Annotated in this window: 20 protein-coding genes; 15 read left to right on the top strand and 5 right to left on the bottom strand. The window is 71.2% G+C overall.

Annotated features, from left to right (window positions below; genetic code table 11):
* The first annotated feature begins 28 nt into the window (after window positions 1–28).
* Genes ABTY62_RS44630 through ABTY62_RS44615 form a run of 4 tightly spaced genes read left to right on the top strand, consistent with a single transcriptional unit; the run spans window position 29 to window position 4,117 of the window.
* Window positions 29–1,420: an MFS transporter gene (locus tag ABTY62_RS44630; RefSeq protein ID WP_352135119.1), complete on the top strand. Its 1,392-nt coding sequence runs from the start codon at window positions 29–31 to the stop codon at window positions 1,418–1,420.
* A gap of 49 nt (window positions 1,421–1,469) precedes the next feature.
* Window positions 1,470–2,330 (top strand): isocitrate lyase/PEP mutase family protein, encoded by an 861-nt coding sequence (locus tag ABTY62_RS44625; protein ID WP_352135118.1) that lies wholly within the window; start codon window positions 1,470–1,472, stop codon window positions 2,328–2,330.
* Window positions 2,331–2,338: 8 nt separating this feature from the next.
* Window positions 2,339–3,340, top strand: a complete 1,002-nt coding sequence (locus tag ABTY62_RS44620) for a C-terminal binding protein (RefSeq protein WP_352135117.1) — start codon at window positions 2,339–2,341, stop codon at window positions 3,338–3,340.
* Window positions 3,341–3,388: 48 nt separating this feature from the next.
* Complete coding sequence (locus ABTY62_RS44615; protein ID WP_352135116.1) at window positions 3,389–4,117, top strand: GntR family transcriptional regulator; 729 nt, start codon at window positions 3,389–3,391, stop codon at window positions 4,115–4,117.
* 28 nt (window positions 4,118–4,145) lie between these two features.
* Here the strand turns inward: ABTY62_RS44615 and ABTY62_RS44610 are convergent, their stop codons facing one another.
* Window positions 4,146–5,291, bottom strand: coding sequence for a helix-turn-helix domain-containing protein (locus ABTY62_RS44610; RefSeq protein WP_352135115.1), 1,146 nt, complete (start codon window positions 5,289–5,291; stop codon window positions 4,146–4,148).
* Between the two features lie 251 nt (window positions 5,292–5,542).
* Between ABTY62_RS44610 and ABTY62_RS44605 the strand changes: the two genes are divergently transcribed.
* The 4 genes from ABTY62_RS44605 (at window position 5,543) to ABTY62_RS44590 (ending at window position 10,927) form a co-directional block, all read left to right on the top strand.
* Window positions 5,543–7,024, top strand: a complete 1,482-nt coding sequence (locus ABTY62_RS44605) for an amino acid permease (protein WP_352135114.1) — start codon at window positions 5,543–5,545, stop codon at window positions 7,022–7,024.
* 53 nt (window positions 7,025–7,077) lie between these two features.
* A complete protein-coding gene (locus tag ABTY62_RS44600; RefSeq protein WP_352135113.1) occupies window positions 7,078–8,385 on the top strand; it encodes a M20 family metallo-hydrolase in 1,308 nt (435 codons plus the stop codon).
* The gene (locus ABTY62_RS44595; RefSeq protein ID WP_352135112.1) at window positions 8,372–9,202 is read left to right on the top strand and encodes a nitrilase-related carbon-nitrogen hydrolase; all 831 of its coding nucleotides are present in this window, start codon (window positions 8,372–8,374) and stop codon (window positions 9,200–9,202) included. Before ABTY62_RS44600 ends, ABTY62_RS44595 begins: the two co-directional genes overlap by 14 nt.
* Window positions 9,203–9,289: 87 nt before the next feature.
* Complete coding sequence (locus ABTY62_RS44590) at window positions 9,290–10,927, top strand: flavin monoamine oxidase family protein (protein ID WP_352135146.1); 1,638 nt, start codon at window positions 9,290–9,292, stop codon at window positions 10,925–10,927.
* Here the strand turns inward: ABTY62_RS44590 and ABTY62_RS44585 are convergent.
* Window positions 10,905–11,828: a LysR family transcriptional regulator gene (locus tag ABTY62_RS44585; RefSeq protein WP_352135111.1), complete on the bottom strand. Its 924-nt coding sequence runs from the start codon at window positions 11,826–11,828 to the stop codon at window positions 10,905–10,907. The genes ABTY62_RS44590 and ABTY62_RS44585 overlap by 23 nt on opposite strands.
* 101 nt (window positions 11,829–11,929) lie before the next feature.
* Between ABTY62_RS44585 and ABTY62_RS44580 the strand changes: the two genes are divergently transcribed.
* The 4 genes from ABTY62_RS44580 to ABTY62_RS44565 all read left to right on the top strand — a co-directional run bounded on the left by ABTY62_RS44580 (window position 11,930) and on the right by ABTY62_RS44565 (window position 15,687).
* Complete coding sequence (locus tag ABTY62_RS44580) at window positions 11,930–12,826, top strand: MBL fold metallo-hydrolase (RefSeq protein WP_352135110.1); 897 nt, start codon at window positions 11,930–11,932, stop codon at window positions 12,824–12,826.
* Between the two features lie 132 nt (window positions 12,827–12,958).
* Window positions 12,959–14,173 carry a cytochrome P450 gene (locus ABTY62_RS44575; protein ID WP_352135109.1) on the top strand — a complete coding sequence of 405 codons (1,215 nt, stop codon included), beginning with the start codon at window positions 12,959–12,961 and terminating at the stop codon, window positions 14,171–14,173.
* Between the two features lie 61 nt (window positions 14,174–14,234).
* Window positions 14,235–14,435, top strand: a complete 201-nt coding sequence (locus ABTY62_RS44570) for a ferredoxin (RefSeq protein ID WP_352135108.1) — start codon at window positions 14,235–14,237, stop codon at window positions 14,433–14,435.
* Window positions 14,436–14,463: 28 nt separating this feature from the next.
* Complete coding sequence (locus tag ABTY62_RS44565) at window positions 14,464–15,687, top strand: cytochrome P450 (protein ID WP_352135107.1); 1,224 nt, start codon at window positions 14,464–14,466, stop codon at window positions 15,685–15,687.
* 9 nt (window positions 15,688–15,696) lie between these two features.
* Here the strand turns inward: ABTY62_RS44565 and ABTY62_RS44560 are convergent, their stop codons facing one another.
* Window positions 15,697–16,614 (bottom strand): AraC family transcriptional regulator, encoded by a 918-nt coding sequence (locus tag ABTY62_RS44560; RefSeq protein WP_352135106.1) that lies wholly within the window; start codon window positions 16,612–16,614, stop codon window positions 15,697–15,699.
* Between the two features lie 128 nt (window positions 16,615–16,742).
* Here ABTY62_RS44560 and ABTY62_RS44555 point away from each other — a divergent pair, with 128 nt between their 5' ends.
* The 3 genes from ABTY62_RS44555 (at window position 16,743) to dacB (ending at window position 20,376) form a co-directional block, all read left to right on the top strand.
* Window positions 16,743–17,573, top strand: a complete 831-nt coding sequence (locus tag ABTY62_RS44555) for a helix-turn-helix transcriptional regulator (RefSeq protein WP_352135105.1) — start codon at window positions 16,743–16,745, stop codon at window positions 17,571–17,573.
* 103 nt (window positions 17,574–17,676) lie between these two features.
* Window positions 17,677–18,696, top strand: a complete 1,020-nt coding sequence (locus ABTY62_RS44550; protein ID WP_352135104.1) for an extracellular catalytic domain type 1 short-chain-length polyhydroxyalkanoate depolymerase — start codon at window positions 17,677–17,679, stop codon at window positions 18,694–18,696.
* A 78-nt stretch (window positions 18,697–18,774) separates the two neighbouring features.
* Window positions 18,775–20,376: a D-alanyl-D-alanine carboxypeptidase/D-alanyl-D-alanine endopeptidase gene (dacB, locus tag ABTY62_RS44545; RefSeq protein WP_352135103.1), complete on the top strand. Its 1,602-nt coding sequence runs from the start codon at window positions 18,775–18,777 to the stop codon at window positions 20,374–20,376.
* A gap of 64 nt (window positions 20,377–20,440) precedes the next feature.
* On the opposite strand, the gene ABTY62_RS44540 is transcribed toward dacB, so the two are convergent.
* The gene (locus tag ABTY62_RS44540) at window positions 20,441–20,863 is read right to left on the bottom strand and encodes a DUF7919 family protein (protein WP_352135102.1); all 423 of its coding nucleotides are present in this window, start codon (window positions 20,861–20,863) and stop codon (window positions 20,441–20,443) included.
* Between the two features lie 19 nt (window positions 20,864–20,882).
* Window positions 20,883–24,644 (bottom strand): putative adhesin (locus tag ABTY62_RS44535; RefSeq protein ID WP_352135101.1); only part of this gene is annotated, 3,762 nt, incomplete at its 5' end.

The following is a 24,644-nucleotide window of genomic DNA, read 5'->3' as shown; positions in this document are numbered from 1 at the left end:
CCTCATCCCCGCCAGATCGAGGAAGCACATGACACACGCACCAAGCGGGACCACCACCACGACGCTGGACGAGGCCGGGGCACGGGCAGCCGTCTCGCGCATCTCGTGGCGGATCCTTCCGCTCATCGCCGTCGGCTACGTCATCGCGTACATCGACCGCACCAACATCGGCTTCGCCCAGCTGGGCATGGGCGAGGATCTGGGCATCAAGGCCGCGGCATACGGCTTCGCCGCCTCGATCTTCTTCATCGCCTACTTCTTCTTCGAGGTGCCCAGCAATCTGCTGCTGCGCCGCTTCGGCGCCCGCGTCTGGCTCGCCCGCATCATGGCGACCTGGGGGATCATCACGGTGATCACCGGGTTCACCACCAACGTGCAGATGCTGTACGTGATGCGCTTTCTGCTCGGCGTCGCGGAGGCCGGTTTCTTCCCCGGCATCATCGTCTACCTGACCACCTGGTTCCGCTCCGGCGACCGGGCCGTCGCGCTCGGCTGGCTGGTGCTGGCCCAGCCCATCTCGTTCATCTTCGGCGGTCTCCTCGGCGGCCTGATCCTGGACCACACCGGCTGGCTCGGGCTGCCCGGCTGGCGCTGGCTGTTCATCCTGACCGGCGTGCCCGCGATCCTGATGGCCGTCGTGACCTTCGTCTTCCTCCCCAACTCCCCGGCGACCGCCCGCTGGCTCGACCCCGCCGACCGCGACTGGCTGAACACCTCGCTGGAGAGCGAGCAGGGCACCGGCCACGACGAGGGCGTACGGGCCCAGCTCACCGCCCTGAAGAACCGACGGGTGCTGCACCTGGCCGCCACCCATCTGGCGCTCGCCATCGGCACCTACGGGTTCAACCTCTTCCTGCCGCTGATCATCAAGCAGATCAACCCCGACTACTCGGCCACGAACATCGGCTTCGTCGCGGCCATCCCCTATATCTGCGCCGCGATCGCGCTGTTGATCAACGCGCGGCTGTCGAAGCGGGTCCGCGAGCGCAAGTACCTGGTCGCCGTGCCGCTCGCCCTCGCGGCGGTGGGCCTCGCCGGCGTGATCGCGCTGCGCGACCACCCCGGGCCCGCGGTGGTCGCGCTCGCGGTGACCGGGGTCGGGGCCTTCGCCTGGCTCCCGCCGTTCTGGTCGCTGACCACCGACAGCATCTCCAAGACCCATGTCGCCGTCGGCATCGCCACCATCAACTCCATCGGCAACCTCGGCGGGTTCATCGGCCCGTACCTCGTCGGCAAGGAGACCGACGGCTCCACCGTCACCGCGGGCCTCCTGATCCCCGTCGTGTCCCTGGTGGTCTCGACCGTGCTGATCCTCCTGTGGCGCAGCCCGGCCCGGCAGCCGGGCGCCGCAACCGAGGCGGGAGCCGAACCGGGAGCCGAGCCGGCGCCCGCGGCCGAAGCGCCCGCCACCACCCGCTGACACCCCCCGCCACCCACCCGCAACGTCCCGCAACGCAAGGAGCCGACCGTTGTCAGCCGCCACGTCGCTCGCGTCCCTCCTGGACGGCCCCGGCATCGTCCTGGCCCCGGGCGCGCCCGACTCCGTCACGGCCCGCCTCGTCCAGGCCGCCGGGTTCCCGGCCGTCTACATGACGGGCTTCGGAGCCACGGCCAGCCGCCTGGGCACGCCCGACATCGGGCTGCTCAGCCAGACCGAGATGACCGAACACGCCCGCAACATGACCCGCGCGGTGTCCATCCCGGTCATCGCGGACGCCGACACCGGATACGGCGGCCCGTCCAACATCCACCGCACCGTACGGGAGTACATCCAGGCCGGGGTGGCGGCCATCCACCTCGAGGACCAGGTGGCCCCCAAGCGGTGCGGCCAGATGAGCGGCATCCGGCTGATGCCCGAGGACGAGAGCGCCGCACGGCTCGCCTGCGCCGTCGAGGCCCGCGGCGCGGACGACCTGCTCGTCATCGGACGCACCGACGCGCTGCCCGCCGCCGGGGTCGGGGAGGCGGTACGCCGCGCCCGCCGCTACCAGGACGCCGGCGCCGACCTGGTGTTCGTCGACGGCATCAAGCGGATCGAGGAGGTGGAGGCGGTCGCCAAGGCCATCGAGGGCCCCAAGGTGGTGTCCATCGTGGACGGCAACGAGACCACCCGGCTGACCGCCTCCGACCTGGCCGACATGGGCTTCTCGATGGTGTTCTACGCGGTCACGGCGCTGTTCACCGCCACCCGCGCGGTCGCCGACGCCCTGGACCACCTGCGGGCGGCCGGGACCCCCGCGGGCGGCCCGGCCCAGCACACCTACGCCGAGTTCAGCGACATCGTCGACCTCGGCTTCCACCAGGACCTCGACCATCGCTACGGGAGCTGATCGCCGCCATGTTCACAGTGGTCGTCACCGACTACGAATTCGCCGACCTGGAGCCCGAGCGGCAGGTCCTGGAGGCGGCGGGGCTCACCCTCGTCCCGGCCCAGGCCACCACCGAGGACGAGCTGATCGAGGTCTGCGCCGACGCCGACGCCGTCATCAACCAGTACGCCCCCGTCACGGCCAAGGTGATCGGGAGCCTCACCCGCTGCCGGGTGATCTCCCGCTACGGCATCGGGCTCAACACCATCGACGTCCCGGCCGCCACCGAGGCGGGCATCGCCGTCGCCAATGTGCCGGACGGCTCCCTGGAGGAGGTGTCCGACCACGCCGCGGCCCAGATCCTCACCCTCGCCAGGGGGCTGCACCGCTACGACGCCGCGATCCGCCGGGGCACCTGGGACTACACCGTGGCGGGGCCACTGAGGCGGCTGCGGGGGCGCACGCTCGGGCTGGTCGGGTTCGGCCGCATCCCACGGCTGCTCGCCGAGAAGCTGGCCGGCTTCGGGATGGCGGTCCTCGCCCACGACCCGTTCGCCGACCCCTCCCACGCGGCGGCGCTCGGCGTCCGGCTGGTGGATCTGGACACCCTGTGCCGCGAGTCCGACGTGGTGTCCGTGCACGCCCCGCTGACCGCGGAGACCGAAGGGATGATCGGGCGCGCGCAGTTCGCCGCCATGAAGCCCACCGCCTGCCTGGTGAACACGGCACGCGGACCGGTCGTGGACCAGGACGCGCTCGTCGAGGCCCTGGAGACCGGGCGGATCGCGGGCGCCGGGCTGGACGTGTTCGCCCATGAACCCCTCGGCCCCGACCACCCGTTGGCCCGCTGCGAGAACGTGGTCCTCTCCCCGCACACCGCCTGGTACTCGGAGGACTCGGAGATCGAGATACGGACGAAGGCGGCCCGCAACGTGGTGGACGTCGCCCAGGGTCGGCTGCCCACCTATCTCGTCAACCACGAGGTCAGCCCCGCCACGCCACTGGCCGGGCCGGATCCGGCGATACGGTAGCGTTTGGGAGATCTGCGGGACGGAGTTGCGGTGAGCGCTGGGAGGGGCATGGCACACACGACGAGCGGCAGAAGGTCCTCGTCGCTGGCCTCCGACGTGGCCCGGCGTCTCCGCGCGGCGATCGTGGACGGCGACTTCGACCTGGGCGAGGCACTCTCCGAGGACGGACTCGCCTCCGCCCTCGGAGTGAGCCGCACCCCGGTGCGCGAGGCGCTGCGGATGCTCCAGCTCCAGGGGCTGGTCGAGGTCGTGCCGAAGTCGGGCACGTATGTCTTCCAGCCCACCGAGGACGAGATCTTCGAGCTGTGCGAATACCGCACCACCCTGGAGGTCCGCGCCGCCCAGCTGGCCCTCGAACGCAACCCCGGGGCCGCCCTCGCCACCATGCGCACGGCCGTCGCCACCATGACCGAGGCCCTGGCGGACAACAACACCAAGGCCTACAACACCGCCGACACGGCCTTCCACGAGGCGTTCTTCGCCCAGTGCGGCAACCGCTATCTGAGCGACGCCTACCAGATGAGCCTGGCCCGTGTCTCGGCCCTCCGCGTCCACCTCACCTTCCTCGCCGCCACGGAACCCACCCGCTCCTTCGACGAGCACCAGCGGATCGTCGAGATCTTCGCCGCGGGCCGGACGGACGAGCTCGAGGAGATCCTGAAGTCGCACATCATGCGGACGCGCGAGAACTATCTGAAGGCCCTGCGCGCCCGCGCCGCCCGTGGCGCCGAGTCCAAGACGCAGGGCCTGCGCCGCAAACTGGGCCTGTCCACCTGAGTTCCGCTGAGTTCCGCCCGCTGGGTGCTCAGGGCAGGGCGAGAATGACGGCGGCCGCGTCATGGGGACGCTGCACATCCAGCCCCGTGTATTTCTGAAAGGCGTTGAGCCGGTTCAGGACCGTATTGCGATGACAGTCCAGGGCCCGGCTCGTATCGCCGAGACTTCCGGTCTCCAGATAGGTGGTCACCGTCTTCAGGATCTTCTCCCGCTCGAGCTCCGTGCACATGTGCAGGTAAGGGAAGACGAGTTGCCCCAGGTCGCATCCGGTCAGACTCAACTGGTGCCGGGCCACCGTCTTCCAGCGCTCCAGCAGGGTCGTGATTCCTGAGCTGTCCATCGGCAGATCGGTCATGATCTCCCGCGCGGCCGCGGCCGCTTCCCGGACGTCCACCAACCCCCTGGCCACGGGGGCGACGGCGGCCGCCATTCCGTCGAACAACGCGCTGATCCCCGGGGGGAGTTTCCCGAGAGCGACCTCCGCCGTGGGCCAGATGAAAAGCGTGTGGTGGCCCATGTCATAGGTGAAGACGACATCGCCGCGCCGGGTGGAGCTCCGAATCCGCCGCTGGACGGTCATTCCGTCGTCCTTCGCGGTGGCCGCGACACAGAAATTCCCCGACCGGGGCACGCGGAGCGCACCGGCTATCCGGTCCAGAACAGCCTCGGTCGGCCGCACCGGAGCGAACAGCTGCGACAGATAGTGGCGCTGAAGATCGGCGTTGGCCAGCTGGATGGCGCTCCGCTCCGTGAGGTAGTGCTCCTGGACCTGGGTGACGAAGGTGTCCACCGTGCTCCAGACGCGGCCCGCGTGGCGCACCAGCAGGGCAGGTTCGGCGTCCAGGGACGGGTCGGAGAGGGTGTCCCACAGGACCGTGAAGTCGAGCCTGATGACCCGGACCAGGCTGTCCAGCGGTATGGCCTGCCGGGCGCGCAGGGTGCCCAGCGACTCGGCGAGCGAGGTCAGCGCGGTCGTGTCCCCGTCCGTCCGCAGGGCGTCGAGCATGGCCGTGAAGGTCTGGACGCTGCGCTGCCGCAGATCCTCGGCGGTCAGCGAGGAGGCGGCGTAGGCGGGCTCCGCCATGACCTTCGACAGGAACCGCTCCACCATGCTGGGCAGCCGGCCGCGCGCCCGGGCGATCAGGCCGTCCCAGCCCCCGCCGTCCTCGCTCACGCGATCCTCCGCGAACACGGTCGTCCCTTCTGGCGCCCCGGTCCCCATGGCCGGGGATTCCGGCACAGCGTACGTCCGCGGCCGCCGCCCCGGGCCACCCGCGGCGGGCACCGGGGAAGCCGCTGTGCATCCGCCCAATTTTTGCCGCCGCCGGCGGTGCGATTTCTCATTGTCCGGCCCGCGTGCCGCTGCCACCCTTCTCGCCGAGGATCCGTACGCCAGAATCCAGCCGTGCCGGAAAGGGGAAGACCGTGGCCAGTGAAACGAGCCTCGCACCCGCAGAAGTACCCGATTCCCATGGAGAAAAGCAGGGCCATCGGAAGCTCCTTTCCAACCGGCAGATCCAGATGATCGGGATCGGCGGCGCCATCGGCACCGGACTTTTCCTCGGGACCGGCGGGCGGCTCGCCTCCGCGGGCCCCGGACTGGCGCTCGCCTACGCGTTCTGCGGCCTCTTCGCCTTTCTGATTCTCCGGGCCCTGGGCGAGCTGGTGCTGTACCGGCCGACGTCCGGCTCGTTCGTCTCCTATGCCCGTGAATTCTTCGGCGAGAAAGCCGCGTTCGTGTCGGGGTGGGTGTACTCGCTGTCCTGGGCGCTCACCGCGATCGTCGACATCACGGCGGTCGCGGTGTACGTCCATTACTGGTCGGCCCTGAGCAGCGTTCCCCAGTGGGCGCTGGCCCTCGCCGCGCTGCTGGTGGTGACCGGCGCGAATCTGATGTCCGTCCGGCTGTTCGGGGAGCTCGAATTCTGGTTCGCCCTGATCAAGGTCGCCGCCCTGGTCCTCTTTCTGCTGATCGGCGGCTTCGTGCTGGCCGCGGGGTTCCCCGTGAGCGGCCATGACACCGGTCCGTCGCTGATCGCCGGCCACGGAGGTCTGCTGCCGCACGGCCTGCTGCCGATGGTGGTCATCATGCAGGGCATCGTGTTCGCCTATGCCGGCATCGACCTGATCGGGGTGGCGGCGGGCGAGACCGACCGCCCCGCCGAGGTGATGCCCCGGGCGGTGAACAACGTCGTCCTGCGCATCGGGATCTTCTACGTGGGCTCCACCGCGCTGCTCGCCCTGCTGCTGCCCTACACCTCGTACTCGTCCGGCGAGTCCCCGTTCGTCACGTTCTTCTCCGCCATCGGCATTCCCGGCGCCGGGGACGTGATGAACCTGGTGGTGCTGACCGCGGCGCTCTCCAGCCTGAACGCCGGGCTCTACTCCACCGGCCGCATCTACCGGTCCATGTCCCTGGGCGGCACCGCCCCCCGGTTCATGGCGCGCCTGAGCCGCCACGGAGTGCCGTACGGCGGTGTGCTGTTCACGGCCGCGCTCGCGCTCCTCGGCGTGGGCCTGAACGCCGTGGTCCCCAAGATGGCGTTCGAGATCACGCTGAACGCGACGGCGCTGGCCATCCTGTGCACCTGGGGGACCATCGTCCTCTGCCAGCTGAGGCTGCACCGCTGGGCGCGGCAGGGCCGGGTGGCCCGGCCGCCGTTCCGGATGCCCGGGTCCCCCTGGACCTCCTACCTCACCCTGGCGTTCCTCGGCGGGGTCCTGCTGCTCATGCTCTTCGACTACCCCGTCGGCACCTACACCGTCGGCACGCTCGCCGTCATCGCCCCCGGGCTGGTCATCGGCTGGTACGGGGTGCGCGGCCGCGTCCTCGCCCTGGCGGCCGCCCGCCACCGGCCGGACCGGGAGGACCTGGGGGACCGGGGGGACACCCCCGGAACCCCGTGACCCACTTCCCCGCGCCTATCAGCGTTCCCCACGTCTTCCCAGGAGAGAACCCCATGACCACCAAGCCGACCCACACCGACGCCGAGCTGTTCCTCCGCGACTTCCGGTCCCTGAGCCGGATCGGGGCCACCCCGGGCGGCGGCGTGGACCGCCAGGCCGCGAGCGTCGCCGACGCCCAGTCGCGGACCTGGTTCACCACGCTGCTGAGCCAGTACGGGTTCACGGTGCGGACGGATGCCATCGGCAACATCTTCGGGCTGATGGAGTGGCACCCGGGCGCGCCCTATGTGGTGGTCGGCTCCCACCTCGACAGCCAGCCGCTGGCCGGGAAGTTCGACGGCGCCTACGGGGTGGCGGCGGCGCTGCACGCCGGCCGGCGGCTGGCCGCCGAGCACGGCAGGGCCGACGGCGGCCGGGCCGACGAGGACCCGGCCGACGGCGACCCGGCCGCGCGGCCGAAGTACAACCTCGCGGTGGTGGACTGGTTCAACGAGGAGGGCTCGCGGTTCGCCCCGTCCATGATGGGCAGCTCCGTCTACACCGCCAAGCTCCCGGCCCCGGAGGCCCTGGCCATCCGGGACACCGACGGGGTGACGGTCGCCGAGGCCCTGGCGGCCATCGGCCACCCGGTCGGATCGTGGACGGGCCCCACGCCCGCCGCGGCCGCCGAGATCCACATCGAGCAGGGCAGGTCCCTGGAGGACACGGGCGCCACCATCGGGCTGGTCGAATCGTGCTGGGCCGCCGAGAAGTTCACCGTCGTCGTGCACGGCGAGCAGGCGCACACCGGGTCCACCGTCATCGCCGACCGCCATGACGCGCTGCTCGGCGCCGCGCGGCTGGTGGTGCTGGCCCGCGAGCTCGCCGACCGCTTCCCCGGCGGTGTGCTGCACACCTCGGTCGGACAGCTGACGGTGGTGCCGAACTCCCCGGTCGTCGTCCCCCGCAGAGTCGATCTGACCCTGGATCTGCGCTCCGCCGACGAGAGTGTTCTGGCGGAGGCCAAGCGGCTGCTGGAGCAGGGCGTCAAGCAGATCGAGCAGGACGCCGCGGTCACCGTCGAGGTCAGGGAGTCCCACGCCTGGGGTGTGCGCCCGTACAGCGCCGCGGGGGTGGAGCTCGCCCGGGACTGCGCCGACGGGCTCGGGCTGAGCAGCCGGCCCGTGCAGACCCTGGCCGGACACGACTCGATCAACATGAACGACGCCGTTCCGACGGTGATGCTCTTCGTGCCGAGCCGGGAGGGCATCAGCCACCACGAGGGCGAGCACACCGACGACGCCGACCTGTGCGCGGGCGTCGATGTGCTCACCGAGGTGGTCCGGCAGCTGTGCCGGGGGGAGCTCGATGGCGCCCGCTGAGACCACGGGGGCCACGGGGGCCACCGCCCCTCGGGCCGCGCGCCTGAAGGTGGCGGTGGCGCAGCACACCGGCCTGGTGGGGGAGCGGGAGCGCAACCTCGCGGCGCTGGCCGACGCCGCCCGCCGCGCCCGGGCCCGGGGAGCCGCGCTCCTGGTCACCCCGGAGCTCTTCGTCAGCGGATACGACCCCGAGGCGGTCGCCGACGATGACGGCGCGGCACACCGGCGCGAGATCGCCGCGATCGCGCGCTCGCACCGGCTGGCCGTGGTGGCCTCGACGGTCGATCGCGCGGACGGCGGGCGCTTCATCAGCGCGTCCCTCTTCGACAGCGGGGGAGCGGAGCTGACCAGGTATCACAAGCAACACCTCTTCGGCGCGGCGGAGAAGGCCGTCTTCACGCCCGGCCGCCGGCCCCCGGCGGTGGTTCCGCTCCACGGCGTCAACATCGCACTCGGGGTCTGCTTCGACATCGAGTTCCCCGAGTTCACCCGCGCGGTGGCGCGCTCCGGCGCGGAGTTGCTCTGCGTCCCCACCGCCGTTCCGCTCAGGCCGTCGCACGGCGCGGAGGCGAACCCCTTCGACACCCGGCTCATCCCCGGCATGGTCGTGCCCACCCGGGCGCTGGAGAGCCAGCTCTACATCGCCTACGCCAACCACACCGGCCCCCGGTTCGCCGGGCTGAGCTGCCTCAGCGACCCCTACGGCCGGCGTGTCGCGGCCGGCGAATCCGGCACCGGGCTCGTGGTCGGCGATGTCGACCTGCGGACCCTCGGCGAGGCGCGCCGCGCGACCGACTACCTCACCTCGTCCGACTGACCGACCGACCCGTTCCGCGCCCGTTCGGCGGCCGGCACCAGCGCCTTCAGGAAGCCTCACGTGAACACGCCCTCCAGCGGGGTCACCATGCTGATCCCCGACTTCCCCTTCCCCTACGACGAGTACCTGGCCCACCCGGATGGCCTCGGCTCGATCCCGCCCGAGCACCACGGCACCGAGGTGGCCGTCGTCGGGGCCGGGCTGTCCGGCCTGGTGGCCGCGTACGAGCTGATGCGGCTCGGGCTGAAGCCCGTCGTCTACGAGTCGTCCGAACTCGGCGGCCGGCTGCGCGGCGTGCGCCAGCCGGGCACCGACCACCCGGTCGCCGACCTCGGCGGCATGCGGTTCCCCCGGTCGGGCCGGGCCTTCTACCACTACGTCGATCTGCTGGGCCTGGAGACACGGCCCTTCCCCAATCCGCTCACCCCTGCCTCGGACAGCACGGTCATCGAGATCGGCGGACGGAAACACTACGCGGAGTCCCCCGGCGACCTGCCGCGCTTCTTCCACGAGGTCGCCGACGCCTGGCACGCCTGTCTGGAGGAGCGCGCGCACTTCGCCGCCATGCGGCGGGCCATCGAGATCCGGGACTACGCCACCGTCAAGAAGCTGTGGAACGAACTCGTCCCGCTCTTCGACGACATGTCCTTCTCCCACTACCTGGCCACCTCGAAGGCGTTCTCCTCGCTGCCCTTCGAATACCGGGAGGCCTTCGGCCTGGTGGGCTTCGGCACGGGCGGCTGGGACACCAACTTCCCCGACTCGTTCCTCGAGATCCTGCGCGTGGTGTACGTGGGCGCCGAGGACGACCAGCACCGCATCGTCGGCGGCGCACAGCGGCTGCCGCAACAGCTGTGGCGGCACACGCCGGACCGGCTCGCGCACTGGCCCGCCGGGACCAGCCTGGCCGCGCTGCACCCGGGCGGACACCGGGGGGCGGTCAAGCGGATCTGGCGGTCAGCCGAACCGGCGGGCGGCATCGAGGTGACGGACCGGTGGGGCCGGACGGCCACCTATCCGGCCGTCATCGCCAGCTGTCAGTCCTGGCTGCTGTCCGCCCGGATCGACACCGACGAGTCGCTGTTCAGCCACAAACTGTGGACCGCGATCGAGCGCAGCCACTACATGCAGGCGTCGAAGACCTTCGTGGTGGTCGACCGGCCCTTCTGGAAGGACATCGACCCCGCCACCGGCCGGCACATCATGAGCACGACGCTGACCGACCGGCTTACCCGGGGGACCTATCTGCTGGACGACGGCCCGGACAAGCCGGCCCTCATCTGCCTGTCCTACGCCTGGAACGACGACGCCCTGAAGTGGCTGACCCTGGACGCCGACGAACGGGTGCGGCTGATGCTGCACTCGCTGAAGCAGATCTACCCGGACGTCGACATCGCCTCGCACATCATCGGTGACCCCATCACCGTCTCATGGGAGGACGACCCCGATTTCATGGGCGCGTTCAGCGACAACCTGCCCGGCCACTACCGCTATCAGGAGCGGCTGTACAGCCACTTCATGCAGGACGGCTTCGACCCCGGGCACCGCGGGATCTATCTGTGCGGGGACGACGTCTCCTGGACCGGCGGCTGGGCCGAGGGCGCCGTGACCACCGGGCTGAACGCCGTCTGGGGCCTGATGAGCCAGCTGGGCGGAAAGACCACCGCCGCCAACCCGGGGCCGGGCGACCGCTTCGAGGAGCTCAGGCCGATACGTCTGCCGTAGGCGCCGCGCCCGCCGCCGGAGCCGCCGGGCGGTCCGGCCCCGCCGGGCGGTAGAGGGCCACGGCGATGCGGACGAACGAGCGGACGAGCGGATCGGCGCCCTCGGTGTTCCAGGCGACCACGAGACGGCTGGGCGCCATGTCGGCCAGCGGCACGGCGATGAGCCCCTCGGGCAGGGTGTGCCCGAGGGGCATCACCCCGACCGTGCCGTTCCAGGCGACGGCCTGGAGACACTCCTGGGCCGTGCGGACCACGGGCCCGTCCCGGCGCTCACCGGGGGAGGTGGCGGTCCAATAGGCGGACCAGAGGGGGTCGGTGCCGTCGGGCAGCCGGAACCACCGGCGCTCGGCGAGATCGCGCAGCCGCACCGTGGCGTGGCGGGCGAGCGGGTCCCCGGCGCGCAGCACCACCCCGACCGGGTCGGAGCGCAGCACATGGGTGCTGATCCCGGTGTCGTCGAACGGCGCCCGGGTGAGCGCGACATCGACGAGACCGGCCCGAAGGCCCGTGGTCGGGTCGGTGAAGTCGGCTTCGCGGATGCCGACCTGGACATCGGGGTGACGCCGGCGGAAGGCCGCGACCAGGCGGTTTCCGGCCTGCTCGGCGCTGTCGGCGAGCGTGCCGATGGTCATGGTGGCGGCGCCCGCCGCGGCGGCGACCCGGGCGCGCGCCTGCTCCGCCCGGTCCAGCAGGGTGCGCGCCTCGTCGTAGAGCGCGCTTCCGGCCGAGGTGAGGGTGACTCCCGTGGCGGAGCGGTGCAGCAGGGGCGTGCCCAGCTCGCTCTCCAGCTGCTTGACGGCCCGGCTCAGGGGCGGCTGGGTCATGTGCAGACGGATCGCGGCGCGCCCGAAGTGGCGTTCCTCGGCGACGGCCACGAAGTAGCGCAGCGAGCGAAGGTCCATCACCGGCCACGATACCCGCACGGTATCGGGCGTGCGGAACGGGTCTTGGACCGCCCGGGCGCACCGCGCTGGACTGGACGGACCTGAAAGGAGTCCGTGTCATGACCGAATACACGCTGCCCGATCCCGTGGTGCAGACCGAAGGCGCGCGGGAGCTCGCCCGCGATCTGGTGGTGATCCCGAACCGTGGCGTACAGCTGGTGCCCAACATCGGCGTCATCGGCGGTACGCACTCCGTGCTGGTCGTCGAGACCGGGATGGGCCCGGGCAACGCCGGCACCGTGCTGAGATTCGCGGCCGACTACGCGGGCGGCCGCAAGCTGTATCTGACCACGACCCATTTCCATCCCGAGCACGCCTTCGGCGCGCAGACGTTCACCGGGGCGGCGACATTCCTGGTCAACAAGGCGCAGGCCGAGGATCTGGCCACCAAGGGCCCCGGCTACCTCGGCATGTTCCGGGGGCTGGGCGAACCGGTGGCCCGGCAGCTGGAGGGTGTCGAACTGGCCGTCCCGGACCTCGTCTACGACACCTCGTACGACCTCGACCTCGGCGGCCGGGTGGTCCGGCTGCGCGCCACGGGCCGGGCGCACAGCAAGGGCGACCAGGTGGTCACGGTCCCCGACGCGGAGGTGATGTTCACCGGCGACCTGGCGGAGACCGGGCAGTTCGCGATCTTCCCCTGGTTCCCGCCGCACGACACCGATGTGTCCGGCATCCGCTGGATCGAGGTGATACGACGCCTGGCCGCCGCCGGCCCGCGGGTGGTGGTTCCCGGCCACGGTGACATCGGCGGCCCGCGGCTGCTGGCGGATGTCCGCGGCTACCTCGAACTGCTGCGGGACGAGACCTGGGTACGCCGGGACTCGGCCATGAGCGAGGAGACGATCGTCGAGGAGGTCAGGGCGCTGATGATCGAGCGGCACCCGGAGTGGGCCGGTCGGGAGTGGATCGACAAGGGCGTCGGCTGCCTGTGCTCCGAACACGCCGCCGTCTGACGGCGTGTTCGGGGCGGTCTCGAAGCGGTCTCGGGAACGGCCGGTTTTTAAGTCATGCGCTTGACTTGAATGTTGGCGTTCCGGTTGGCTGGACGTACCGAGCCACCAAGCCCCTTGACGCAGGAGGCCGTTGTGAGTGATGTGCGCGGCGAACGGACCCTGAACTACCCCATCCCCGCCCCCGCGGCCCTGGAGCCGCCCCCGGAGTGGACCGAGCTGCGGGAGCGGTGCCCGGTCGCGCCGGTGACCCTGCCAAGCGGGGACGGGGCCTCGCTGGTCACACGGTACGAGGACGTCAGAAGCGTGCTGGCCGACCCGAGGTTCACCCGGGAGCTGAACGCGCCCGGCGCGGCCCGGATCATCGACACCGAGTCGGGCGGGCTGTTCAACAGCCCGGTGGCGAACATCCTCGCCGCCGAGGGCCACCAGCGGTGGCGGCGGATGGTCGGCAAGTGGTTCACGGCCAGGCGCATGGCCGCGCTGCGGCCCGCGATCGAGACGATGGCCGACCGGCTCATCGACGAGATGCTGGCCCACGGCCAACCCGCGGACCTCGTCACACACCTGGCCTTCCCGCTGCCGGTGTGGGTGATCTGCGACATGCTCGGCGTCCCGGAGGGCGAGCGCGACTCGTTCGCCCACTGGTCCGATGTCACCCTCAGTCTCACCGAGTACACCGAGGCCGAGATCGACGCCGCCCAGGCGGCGTTCACCGCGTATCTCACCCAGCTCGTCGACGGCAAGCGCACACACCCCGGTGACGACCTGCTCAGCGAGCTGATCGCCGCCACCGACGCCGAGGGCACACCGATGTCCGACGCCGCCCTCGTGGCCACCGCCCAGGCGCTGCTGGTCGCCGGACACGAGACCACCGCGGGCATGATCGCGAAGATGGTGGCCATGCTGCTGGCCGACCGGCGCCACTGGGAGCGGCTGCTCGCCGACCGGTCGCTGGTCCGCACGGCCGTGGAAGAGGTGCTCCGCTACGACCCCAACGGCGGCTTCGGGATCCCCCGATACCTCCACGAGGACGCCGAGATCGCCGGCGGAGTGGTCCCCTCCGGCACCACCGTGATCTGTAGCATGGCCGCGGCCAACCGCGACGAGAGCGCGTTCGCGGGCGCCGGTGAGCTCGACCCCGGCCGCAGCCCCAACCCCCACCTCGCCTTCGGCGCCGGCGCCCACTCCTGCCTTGGGCAGCCCCTGGCCCGCACCGAACTCCAGGCCGTGCTCGACGTACTGCTGCGCCGCCTGCCCACCCTCGACCTGGCGTCCGGCGCGGATGAGCTGCGCCGGGTCGAGGGGCTGGTCGTCGGCCGGCTGCGCGAGGTCCCGGTGCGGTGGTGACGCGACCGGCCGCCCTCCGATCCCCCCACCACCGCCACCGCCAGGTCGAGGAGACACGGCAATGAAGATCACTGTTGACGATGTGAAGTGCTGCGGCGCGGGCCAGTGTGTGCTGCTCGCGCCGGAGGTGTTCGACCAGCGCGACGAGGACGGCATCGTCGTCCTCCTCGACGCGGAGCCCCCGGCCGAACTGCACACCGCCGTAAAGGAAGCGGCCAGTGTGTGCCCCGCCGCCGCGATCTCGCTCAGCGGGACCGAGTGAGCACGATGACTTCTCAGGACGGAGAGACATGTCCACCCCGGTGAACACGGCCCAAGACGCCTCGGCCGACCTCCCCGAGTTCCCCATGGCCAGGCCGCCCCGCTGCCCCCTCGACCCTCCGGAGGGGCTGCGCGCCCTCCAGGACGACGGCCCGCTGACAAGGGTGCGGCTGTGGAACGGCAGCACACCGTGGCTGGTGACGCGCCACGCCGAACAGAAGGCGCTGTCCACCGACCCCCGGCTCAGCGCCGACCCGAGCAGCCCCGGCTTCCCGCACGCCACCGAGAGCAAGGGCGGCAAGCTCAGCTTCGTCACGATGGACGACCCCGAACACGCCCGGCTGCGCCGGATGGTCAGCGGCGCCTTCACCGTCAAGCGGATCGAGGCGATGCGCCCCCTCGTCCAGGACATGGTGGACGGCTTCATCGACGATCTGCTGGCCGGCCCCAACCCCGTCGATCTGGTCGAGGCCTTCGCGCTGCCGGTGCCCTCCCTGGTGATCTGCAAGCTGCTGGACGTGCCGTACGAGGACCACGCGTTCTTCCAGTCCAACAGCAAGACTCTGATCAGCCGGGCGGCCACCCCCGATGAGCGCCTGGAGGCCCACCAGAGGCTCTTCCGGTATCTGGACGACCTGGTGGGCAGGAAGATGGACACCGCGGGGGACGACCTGCTGTCCGCCGTGGCCGCGCGCGTCAAGGCGGGCGAGCTGTCCCGCGAGGACGCCGCCCTGATGGGCGTGCTCCTGCTGCTCGGTGGCCACGAGACCACCGCCAACATGATCGGCCTCGGCACCTTCACTCTGCTCCAGCACCCCGAACAGCTCGCCCGCCTCCGCGAGACCGACGACCCCAAGCTGATCGCCTCCTCGGTCGAGGAACTGCTGCGCTACCTCACCATCGCGCACAACGGGCGCCGGCGCGTGGCGCTGGCCGACATCGAGATCGGCGGCCAGGTCATCCGGGCCGGCGAGGGCGTGATCATCGCCAGCGATCTCGGCAACCGCGACGCCACCGTCTTCCCGGACCCCGACCGGCTGGACATCGCCCGCGACGCCCGGCGCCATGTGGCCTTCGGCACCGGAGTCCACCACTGCCTGGGCCAGCCACTCGCCCGCCTCGAACTCCAGGTCGTCTACGGCACGCTCTACCGGCGCATCCCCACCCTGCGGCTCGCGACGGACGTGGACCGCATCCCCTTCAAACACGACGGCTTCATCTACGGCGTCCACGAACTGCCCGTCACCTGGTAATCGCCGGGACTAGGGCGCCGGGGCCGGCGCGGCGAGCGCCTGGTGCCGGTAGTCCTTGGGCGGCAGCCCGTACGCGGCGCGGAAGGCGCGGCTGAACACGGCGGCATGGGTGAATCCCCGGCGCGCGGCGATGCGATGGATGGGGGTGGTGTGCAGCAGGGGATCGGTGAGGTCGCGGCGGGCGGCCTCCAGGCGTTGCCGGCGGATCCAGGAGGAGACGGTCGTGCCGCCATGTTCCTGGAAGAGCCGGTGCAGGTGGCTGACGGAGATGTGGTGTCCGGCCGCGATGGTGACCGGGCTCAGGCCCGGGTCGTGCAGATGCTGTTGGATGAAGGCGCCGATGCGCAGCGTCAGGGATCGGCGGGCGCTCTCCGGTTCGGGGGCCGCCTCGGACTCCAGCAGTTGCGCGAAGAACGCCGACAACAGATCCACCAGTACGTTCCCCAGCCGGGGAGCATCGGACGGCCGGAGTTCCTCGGCATGCCCGACGACCTGGGTGAGAAACCCCGTCAGCAGTGGCCCGACGCCCCTGTCGCCCGCGATCCGCCGCCCCGGAAACCCGTCGATCCCGCCCACGGGCAGCCGTGGCAGGGCGCCGGGGAAGGCGACGGACACCGCCTCGCACCGGCCCCGCCCGTCGACCGCCTCGAAGGCGGCCGACTGCGGTGGCGACACGCCGTGGACATACAGATCACCCGCCACCGACACGCTCGCAGAGCCGTCCCACGCCGCCCGCAGCCGCGTCCCGCGCAGGGGCACCAGCAGCTGGTGCATGTCGGGGCGCGGCAGGCCCTCCCTCCCGGGGAGCCGCCACGTCCGGTGGGGCGGCAGCTCCACCGTCCTCACCAGCAGGGCACCGAGCCTGAGTGCACGCTCGTACGAGGCGAAGTCCGTGGTGTGCCGACTCCGGAATACGGGCTTGAACACCGTGTCCCCCGTTCTTGTCGCGGTCCACGTGAGCGTCACCCGCGGCGGCGCCCCGGAGGGAGGACGCCCGTGGACCCCTTGTTGTCGCCGTCTTCCCGTGCTACGGCGCCTTGACCGACACTGAGAAGGTGGACCGACAGGCAGAACTGAAGGCATTCCTCCGTTCTCGTCGCGCGCGGATACGCCCCTCGGACGTCGGCCTGCCGACCTACGGGGACCGGCGCCGGGTGCCCGGGCTGCGACGCGAGGAGCTGGCGCGGCTCGCCGGCGTCGGGGTCGACTACTACGTACGGCTGGAGCAGGGGCGCAACGAGAAGATCTCCGGCGAACTGCTGGACGCCATCGCCCGCGCGCTGCGCCTGGACGAGGTGGAACGCGCCCATCTGCACAACCTCGCCCGTCCCGCCCGGCGCAACGGACACCGCTGCGAGGAGCGGGCCGCGCCCGGTCTCCAGCGGCTGCTGGACTCCATGACACAGGCCCCGGCGTACGTCGTCGGCCGCAGGACACGCGTGCTGGCGTGGAACCGGCTGGCCGCCTCGGTGTTCGGCGACTTCGGCGCGGTGCCGGTACGGGACCGCAGCATGGCCCGGCTGGTGTTCCTGGACCCGGCCTCCCGCGGGTTGTACCGCGACTGGGAGGCGAAGGCCCGCGACGTCATCGCGCGGCTGCGGCTGGAGATCGGTCTGCATCCCGATGACACGGAACTGACCGGGCTCGTGACCGAACTGTCGGACGAGAGCCCCGACTTCCGCCGGTTATGGGAGGACCAGGACGTGGTGGACAAGACCCACGGCGGCTACCGCCTGTACCACGAGAGCATCGGCCCCTTCTCCATGGACTTCCGCGCGTTACGCCTGCCCGAGGAGCCGGACCAGCTGCTCGTGGCGTACATCGTCGAGCCCGGCTCGGCCCTGGAGGCCGCCATGCGGCGCCTGGACGGGGCCGCGGGCGGGTAGGCCCGGAGCCGGCTGCCCTGGGGCCGCGAACCGGCGGGGCCATTGCCGTTGTGGGGTCCCGCGCCATATCGGGGTGGCGGCCCCGCTTCTACGTTCTGTTGGCATGACCGAGACAAGAGTCGCCGTGGCCCTGACGGCCGCAACGCCACTGAGGCTACTGACCCTTCTGGCCGCCCTCGCCGCAGTCCTGCTGCCCGCCCCCGCCGCGCAGGCGGCCACCGCCCGGCCCGTCCAGGCCGCCGTCCAGGAGGTCACCGGCTTCGGGTCCAACCCGGGCGCGCTGAGGATGTACCGCTATGTGCCGGACGGGCTGCCCGCCGGGCGCCCCGTGGTCGTCGCGCTGCACGGCTGCACGCAGACCGCGCCCGGCTACGGAACGCAGAGCGGCTGGACCGAACTGGCCGACCGCTGGGGCTTCTCCGTCGTGCTGCCCGGACAGACCACCGCCAACAACATCAGCTCCTGCTTCAACTGGTTCCAGACCGGGGACATCACCCGCGGCCAGGGAGAAGCCGAGTCGATCAGGCAGATGGTCGACCGGCAGCTCGCCGACACCGGCGCCGACCGCGCGCGGGTGTACGTCACCGGGCTGTCCGCCGGGGGCGGAATGACCTCGGCGATGATGGCCGGCTACCCGGACCGGTTCGCCGCGGGCGGGGTCGTCGCCGGGCTGCCGTACGGCTGCGCGCAGGCCGCCGGATCGCCGTACCTCTGCATGTACGTGGGCGCGAGCCAGACCGCCGGGCAGTGGGGCGACCGGGTGCGCGCGGCGGCGCCCGCCGGATACACCGGGCCGTGGCCCCGGCTGACCGTGTTCCAGGGCACCGCCGACTACACCGTGAAGCCCGTCAACATGACCGACCTGGTGGCGCAGTGGACGAACGTCCAGGGCGCCGACCGGACCCCCGACGCCGAGGACACGGTCGGCGGCTATCCGCACCAGGTGTACACCGATGCCTCCGGGGCAACGGTGGCCGAGACGTACAGCATCACCGGCATGGGCCACGGCCAGCCGGTCGACCCCGGCACCGGCGCCGCCCAGTGCGGCACGGCCGCCGCGTACGTCCTGGACGTCGACCTCTGCGCCGCCTACCGGATGGGACGAGCCTGGGGACTCGGCTGAACCGCGGGCGCGCCCGGCGGCGGCGTCCCGTGCGCGCGCCCTGTCGCGACGCGCCGCCGTAGGGGATGCTCCGGTGGCATGAGCAGAGCCGCGGATCACCTGAACCGCCGTACGAGAGGCTGGATCTGGCCCCTCGTCATCGGCCTCGTCGCCACCCTCACCTGGAGCTCACCGGCCGGCGCGGACACCTCCCGCGCCGACCCGGGAGCCGACCTCGGGACCGCCCTCGACACCATCCTCGCCGACCCCCTGCTGAAGGGCGGCGCGGCGGGGGTGGTGGTCGCCGACGCCGACTCCGGCGCCACCGTCTACCGGCACCGGCCGGACGACCGGCTGATGCCCGCCTCCAACACCAAGCTCCTCACCTCGGCCGCCGCCATGGGGCTGCTCGGCCCCGACTACACGTACCGGACCGAGGTGCTGACGGACGGCAGCCGCCGGGGGAAGGTACTGAAGGGCGACCTGTACCTGCGCGGCACCGGCGACCCGACGATGCTCGCCGCGGACTACCAGCAACTCGCCGCGCGGCTCGCCGAGTCGGGCATCAAGCGGGTCACCGGGCGGCTGATCGCCGACGACACCCGGTTCGACACCCAGCGTGTCGGCCGCTCCTGGGCCGCCGACGACGAGTCCTCCTACTACGCGGCCCAGATCTCCCCGCTGAACCTCGCCCCCGACACCGACTACGACGCGGGCAGCGTCATCGTCGAGACCACCCCCGGCGCGACGCCGGGAGACCGCCCGAAGGTCGCGCTCAACCCGAAGACCGGTTACCTCCGGATCGACAACCGCGCCACTACCGCCGCCACCGGAAGTGGTTCCACCCTCTCCGTGGAACGGCAGCACGGCTCCAACACCATCACCGTCAGCGGCGCCATCCGCGCGGGAAGCGGCCCGGCCAAGGAGTGGGTCAGCGTCTGGGAGCCCACCGGCTACGCCGCCTCGGTGTTCGCCGACGCGCTCGCCGACCACGGCGTCAAGGTCGCCGGGGCCACCCGCCTCGGCCGGGCCACCCCGGCCGACGCGCGGCAGCTCGCCTCACACCAGTCGATGCCGCTCAAGCGACTGCTGATCCCGTTCATGAAGCTGTCCAACAACATCCACGCCGAGGTGCTCACCAAGACCATCGGCTACGAGACGGCGGGCCGCGGCACCTGGAGCGCGGGCCTCGCCGCCATCTCCGACTGGTTGAAGAAGCAGGGCGTGGATGTCGGCGCGGTGCGCCAGGTCGACGGCTCCGGGCTGTCCCGGATGGACAACGTCGCGGCCGGCCGCCTCGTCGAACTGCTGCTGTCGGTCCGCGACGAGCCCTGGTACGCCGACTGGTACGCCTCGCTGCCCGTGGCCTGCGCCCCGGACCGGTTCGTGGGCGGCACCCTGCGCTCGCGGATGTGCGGCACCCCGGCGGCGGGCAACGCGCGCGGCAAGACCGGCTCGTTGACCGGCGCCTCCGCGCTCTCCGGATACGTCACCGACGCGGACGGCCGGGAGCTGGCCTACAGCGTGGTCCTCAACAACTACCTCGCGTCGTCCGTGAAGAGCGTGGAGGACGCGATCGTGGTGACGCTCGCCAAGTCCGGGGCGGATCGGGCCACCACCGCCGTCCGGCCACCCGCTGTGACAGAGCGAGGCGGGGCCGCCGACCTGGAGTGCTCCTGGACCAAGCCCCGGCGCTGCTGAACCGCGCCGGGAGCCGGGGCGGGAGGATTGGGCGCCGGGGCGGGCCGTTGTCCGCCCCGGCGCGTCACGCCCGCGGTAGGGCGGTCCTCCGTGCCATGACCGCCTCGATGAACTCCTCCGGCGGGAGGTAGGAGTGCGCGGTGATGTAGTGGTGGACGAGATTGGGCGCGACCAGCCACCCGCCGTCGCGGCCCACCACCCGGACCTCGGCGCTGCCGAGGGAAACGCGGTCCTGGCCTACGTGGATGGCCGCCGGATATGGGATCTCTCCACCTGGGTGCGGGAGGCGACAGCGGTGCCATCCGCGCATCACCATGTGGCGGTCGTCGCGGCACAGCAGCGCGAGGGTTCGCACGAATTCCTCCGGAACCGCGCCCCGGGGGAATTCCTCGTCCGGCTCCAGCCACCCGATATTGACCGCCGGGGTTCCGTCGGGGACCGATCCTGTTGTGTAGGCGTAGGGGGAAAAGTCCGCGTAGTGGGTCATCGCAGTGCACTCCTGGAGCTCAGAGGACCGAGCGACAAGCGGCCCAGTGTACCCGGCCCATGTGGGGCTTCAGCAGCTCACTGAGACGGGTCTCCTCGGCGACCACTATGGCACTGCCGGAGGGAGAAATGCTGTCCGGCGGGAAAAGCGAATAGTCCTCGATGTACTGGCCCGGCTTGAAGGTGGTCGTTGGCTTGGGATTTGCTGCTTCAATGTCGTACGCCTTGGGGCCTGTGACATATCCACCGTGCTCGGTGTATACGGCGACCTCTGTACCTTCGGGGACCTTCACCATGCTGGTGTCGCCCTCTCGGATGCCGCCATGACCGGCGAACACTGTTTCGTTGTCGGGGCGGCCGAAGACATTGAAGTCCTGTGGGATATCACCCACGTCGTCAGCTGAACTCACGTCATTCCACCCGGAACTGGAGTTGTACGGCGAGAGCCCCAGCGGGTCGATGAAGAGATGAGGGTTGGGGACGTAGGCGGCGGGGTTGGGGGCGGGGGTGAGGCCGTGGGGGTCGGGGGTGGTGTAGCGGGCGGTGGTGGGGTCGTAGTAGCGATGGTGGTTGTAGTGGAGGCCGCTTTCGGGGTCGTAGTACTGCCCGGGGAAGCGCAGCGGCGTGTACGTGGTGCTGCCGCGGCCCCACGTGGTGGTGCCCCAGAGGGTGGTACGGGTGCGCCAGGCGATGTCACCGGTCTCGTCGATGAGTTCGGTGGGGGTGCCCACGAGGTCGGTGACGATGGCGAAGAAGCGGCGGTCGATCTCGCGCTGGCTGGTGGCCTCGGCGATGCGCTCGGTCTGTGCCACCGGCCGTACACCGTCGTGGTGCCAGGTCAGGGTCACCGGATCAGGGAGGTCAGGTGCGATGGTGGTCTGCTCGACGAGGGTGCGGCCACTCCAGGTGAAGTCCACTCGTTCCACGACGGTTTCGCCGTCGTCGGCGAGGCGTTGTTTGGCGGTGCGGCGGCCGAGGGGGTCGTAGAGGTAGCGCCAGATCGTGCCGTCGGGGGTGGTGATGGTGGTGAGGTGGTTCTCCGCGTCCCAGGTGTAGTGCCAGGTGTCGCGTTTCTTCGACAGGCGGGTCTTCTGGCGGAGGGTGAGGCGGCCGGCGGTGTCGTGTTCGTAGCGGACGCGTCCGGCGCGGGTGATGCGGGTGCCGGTGTACGAGCGAGGGCCGGTGGTGTCGGCCCCGGGGTGCTTGTCCGGCCAGGTGGCGTGGGTCTGGTTGCCCGCCTCGTCGTAGGCGTAGGTCTCCGTCCAGCCTTCGGCGCGGACGGTGGTGACCCGGCCGGCGTCGTCGAGGTCGAAGGTGCGGGGGCCGCGGAGTTGGTCGTCGATGGCGGTGAGGTGGCCGTCGGGGCGGTAGGTGTAGGCGCGGTGCTGGAGGGTTGAGCCCTCTGGGTCGGTCAGGGTCTGTTCGGCCAGCCGTCCGGCCGGGTCCCAGATCTGCGCGAGGGTGGCGGTGGGCCCAAGTTGGCGGGTGGTTTCCCGGCCTAGCGCGTCATACGTGAAGTCCAGGGTGTGGCCGCAGGTGGTTAGCTCGGTGCGGCGGCCCGCCGCGTCGTAGGCGAACGTGGATTTCGCGCCGGAGGGGGTGGTGCGGCGCACGGGGCGGCCCAGGGCGTCGTAGGCATGGGTCGTCACCCGGTCGTCGACCACCTCGGCCGTCACCCGGCCCATCCGGTCCCGGCGGTAGGTCAGCGCCGCGTCCGGGCCTACGGCCTCCGTCAGCCGCCCGGCGGGGTCGTAGGTGAAGGTGGTGACCTGGCCGTCGGCGTCCTTGCGTACGATCCGGCCGCGGGCGTCGCGGCCGAAGGAGACGGTCTGGCCCAGCGGGTTGGTGCGGGAGATGAGTTGACCGGCCGGGTCGTACTCGTAGGTGAGGGTGCGGCCGTCGAAGTCCGTCTCGCTGAGCGGGTGGCCGACCGGGTCGTAGGTGTAGGTCCAGGTCAGGCCCTGGGGGTTGGTGACCTGGGTGAGGCGCAGCTGGGTGTCGTGTGTGAACTCGTGGCGGACGCCGTCGGGGGTGGTCTGGGCGGCCAGCAGGTCGAAGTGGGTGTACTCGTAACGGGTCAGGCCGCCGCCCGCGTCCATGTGGGTGGTGAGGTTGCCTTCGCCGTCGTAGGTCCAGGTCTGCTGGGTGCCGTCGGGGGCGGTGCGGCGGGACAGTTTGCCCTCGGTGGTCCATTCCAGGCGGGTGGGTGCGCCGAGGGGGTCGGTGATGGTGGTGGGGCGGCCGAAGGCGTCGCGGTGGTAGGTGGTGGCCGCGCCCAGGGGGTCGGTGATCTCGACGGGGAGTCCGGCCGGGTCGCAGCGGATGTGGGTGGTGTCGCCGAGTGCGTTGGTGACCGTCGCCAGGTGGCCGTGGTCGTCGTAGGTGTACTGGGTGGCGTTGCCCAACGGGTCGGTAGCGGCGGTGGGGTTGCCCCGGTCGTCATACGCGTACCGCCAGGTGGTCCCGTCGGCTTCGGTGGATTCCACCGGAAGGCCGAGGCCGTTGTACGAGGCGGTCCGTTCGGAATCGTCGGGGGCGGTGACCGAGACCGGCCGGTTGGCCGCGTCGTAGCGGTAGCTGGTGGTCCGGCCGAGGGCGTCGGTGTGGGTCAGGATGCGGCCGTGGCGGTCGCGATGGGTGCGGGTGGTGTGGCCGAGGGGGTCGGTCACGGCGATGACCTGGCAGCGGTCGTTCACCAGATAACGAGTCGCGTGGCCCTCTGCGGTGGTGACCGTGGTGACCCGATGACCGGTCCGTTCATCCGTGGGCCCGTAGTCGATGCGCAGCGCTATGTGGCCCTCGGTGCCGCCCTCGGCGATGCAGCGGTCCCGGTTGTCGTAGAGGTAGTCGTAGCGGCGGTCGTTGGTGTCGATCCACGCGATGATCCGGCGCTCGGCGTCGTACTCGAACCGCAGCGGCAGCCCGGAGGAGTTGGTGACTTCGGTGAGGTTGCCGTCGGTGTAGGCGTAGCGGATGAGCTGCTGGTCGGCGCCTGCGAGGTGGAGGGCGGTGATGCGGCCGTCTTCGGTGGTGATGTTGAGGTGGTAGCCGCCGCTGTGGACGATGCTGGTCGGGGCGCCGTCGGTGTCGTATTCGAAGGTCAGGCGGTGGCCGTTGCGGTCGCTGATCTCTGCGAGCGGGGCCTCGCCGTCGCCTCCGCCTTGCGGGCCGGTGAAGTAGCGGGTGTGGCCGGTGTCCGGGTCGGTGAGTGTGTAGTCGCCTTCTGCCGTGCGCTCAAGCGGCCACCTGGGGCCTAGTTCGGGCAGGGTCGGCAGGCCGGGGGCGGGGTGAGGGTACGACAGCAGCAGTCCGTCTTCGGAGACGAAGACCACGCCCCGTGCGCCGATCTCCAGTCGTTGGTCGGCGGTGCTCGACCATGACGGGCCGAACCACCGGCCCGCCCGGTACCCCGACTCCACCCGGCGTACGAACACCAGCGGCAGCGCCCCCGGCAGCAGCACATCCCGCTGCGGCAGATACATCCGCCCCGACGCCAGGTCCACCGGGTCGGTCCCCCCGGCGGTCTTCGCAACGTCGGGCGTGGCGTGCGGTGCCGGGCCGTCCTTGGCCAGCGTCTGCAACCCCGACCGCTCGGTCCTCGCGACGGTGGCGGGCAGCCGCTCCGCAGCGGTGACGGCAGCCTTCGCCCCGCCCAGGCCCTTCGTGCCGATCAACTCCGGCACCAAACGGCCAAGACCCTCCGACGGGTCCTTCTGGAACGCATCCCACATGCCCTTGAGAGCCGTGCCCGGGTCATTGGCCATCCGCAGCAGACCAGCGGC

Source organism: Streptomyces sp. NPDC097640, assembly GCF_040302705.1.
Taxonomy (GTDB): domain Bacteria; phylum Actinomycetota; class Actinomycetes; order Streptomycetales; family Streptomycetaceae; genus Streptomyces.
Note: the sequence above shows the minus strand (reverse complement) of the source record. Positions and strands in the feature narration are given on the sequence as shown.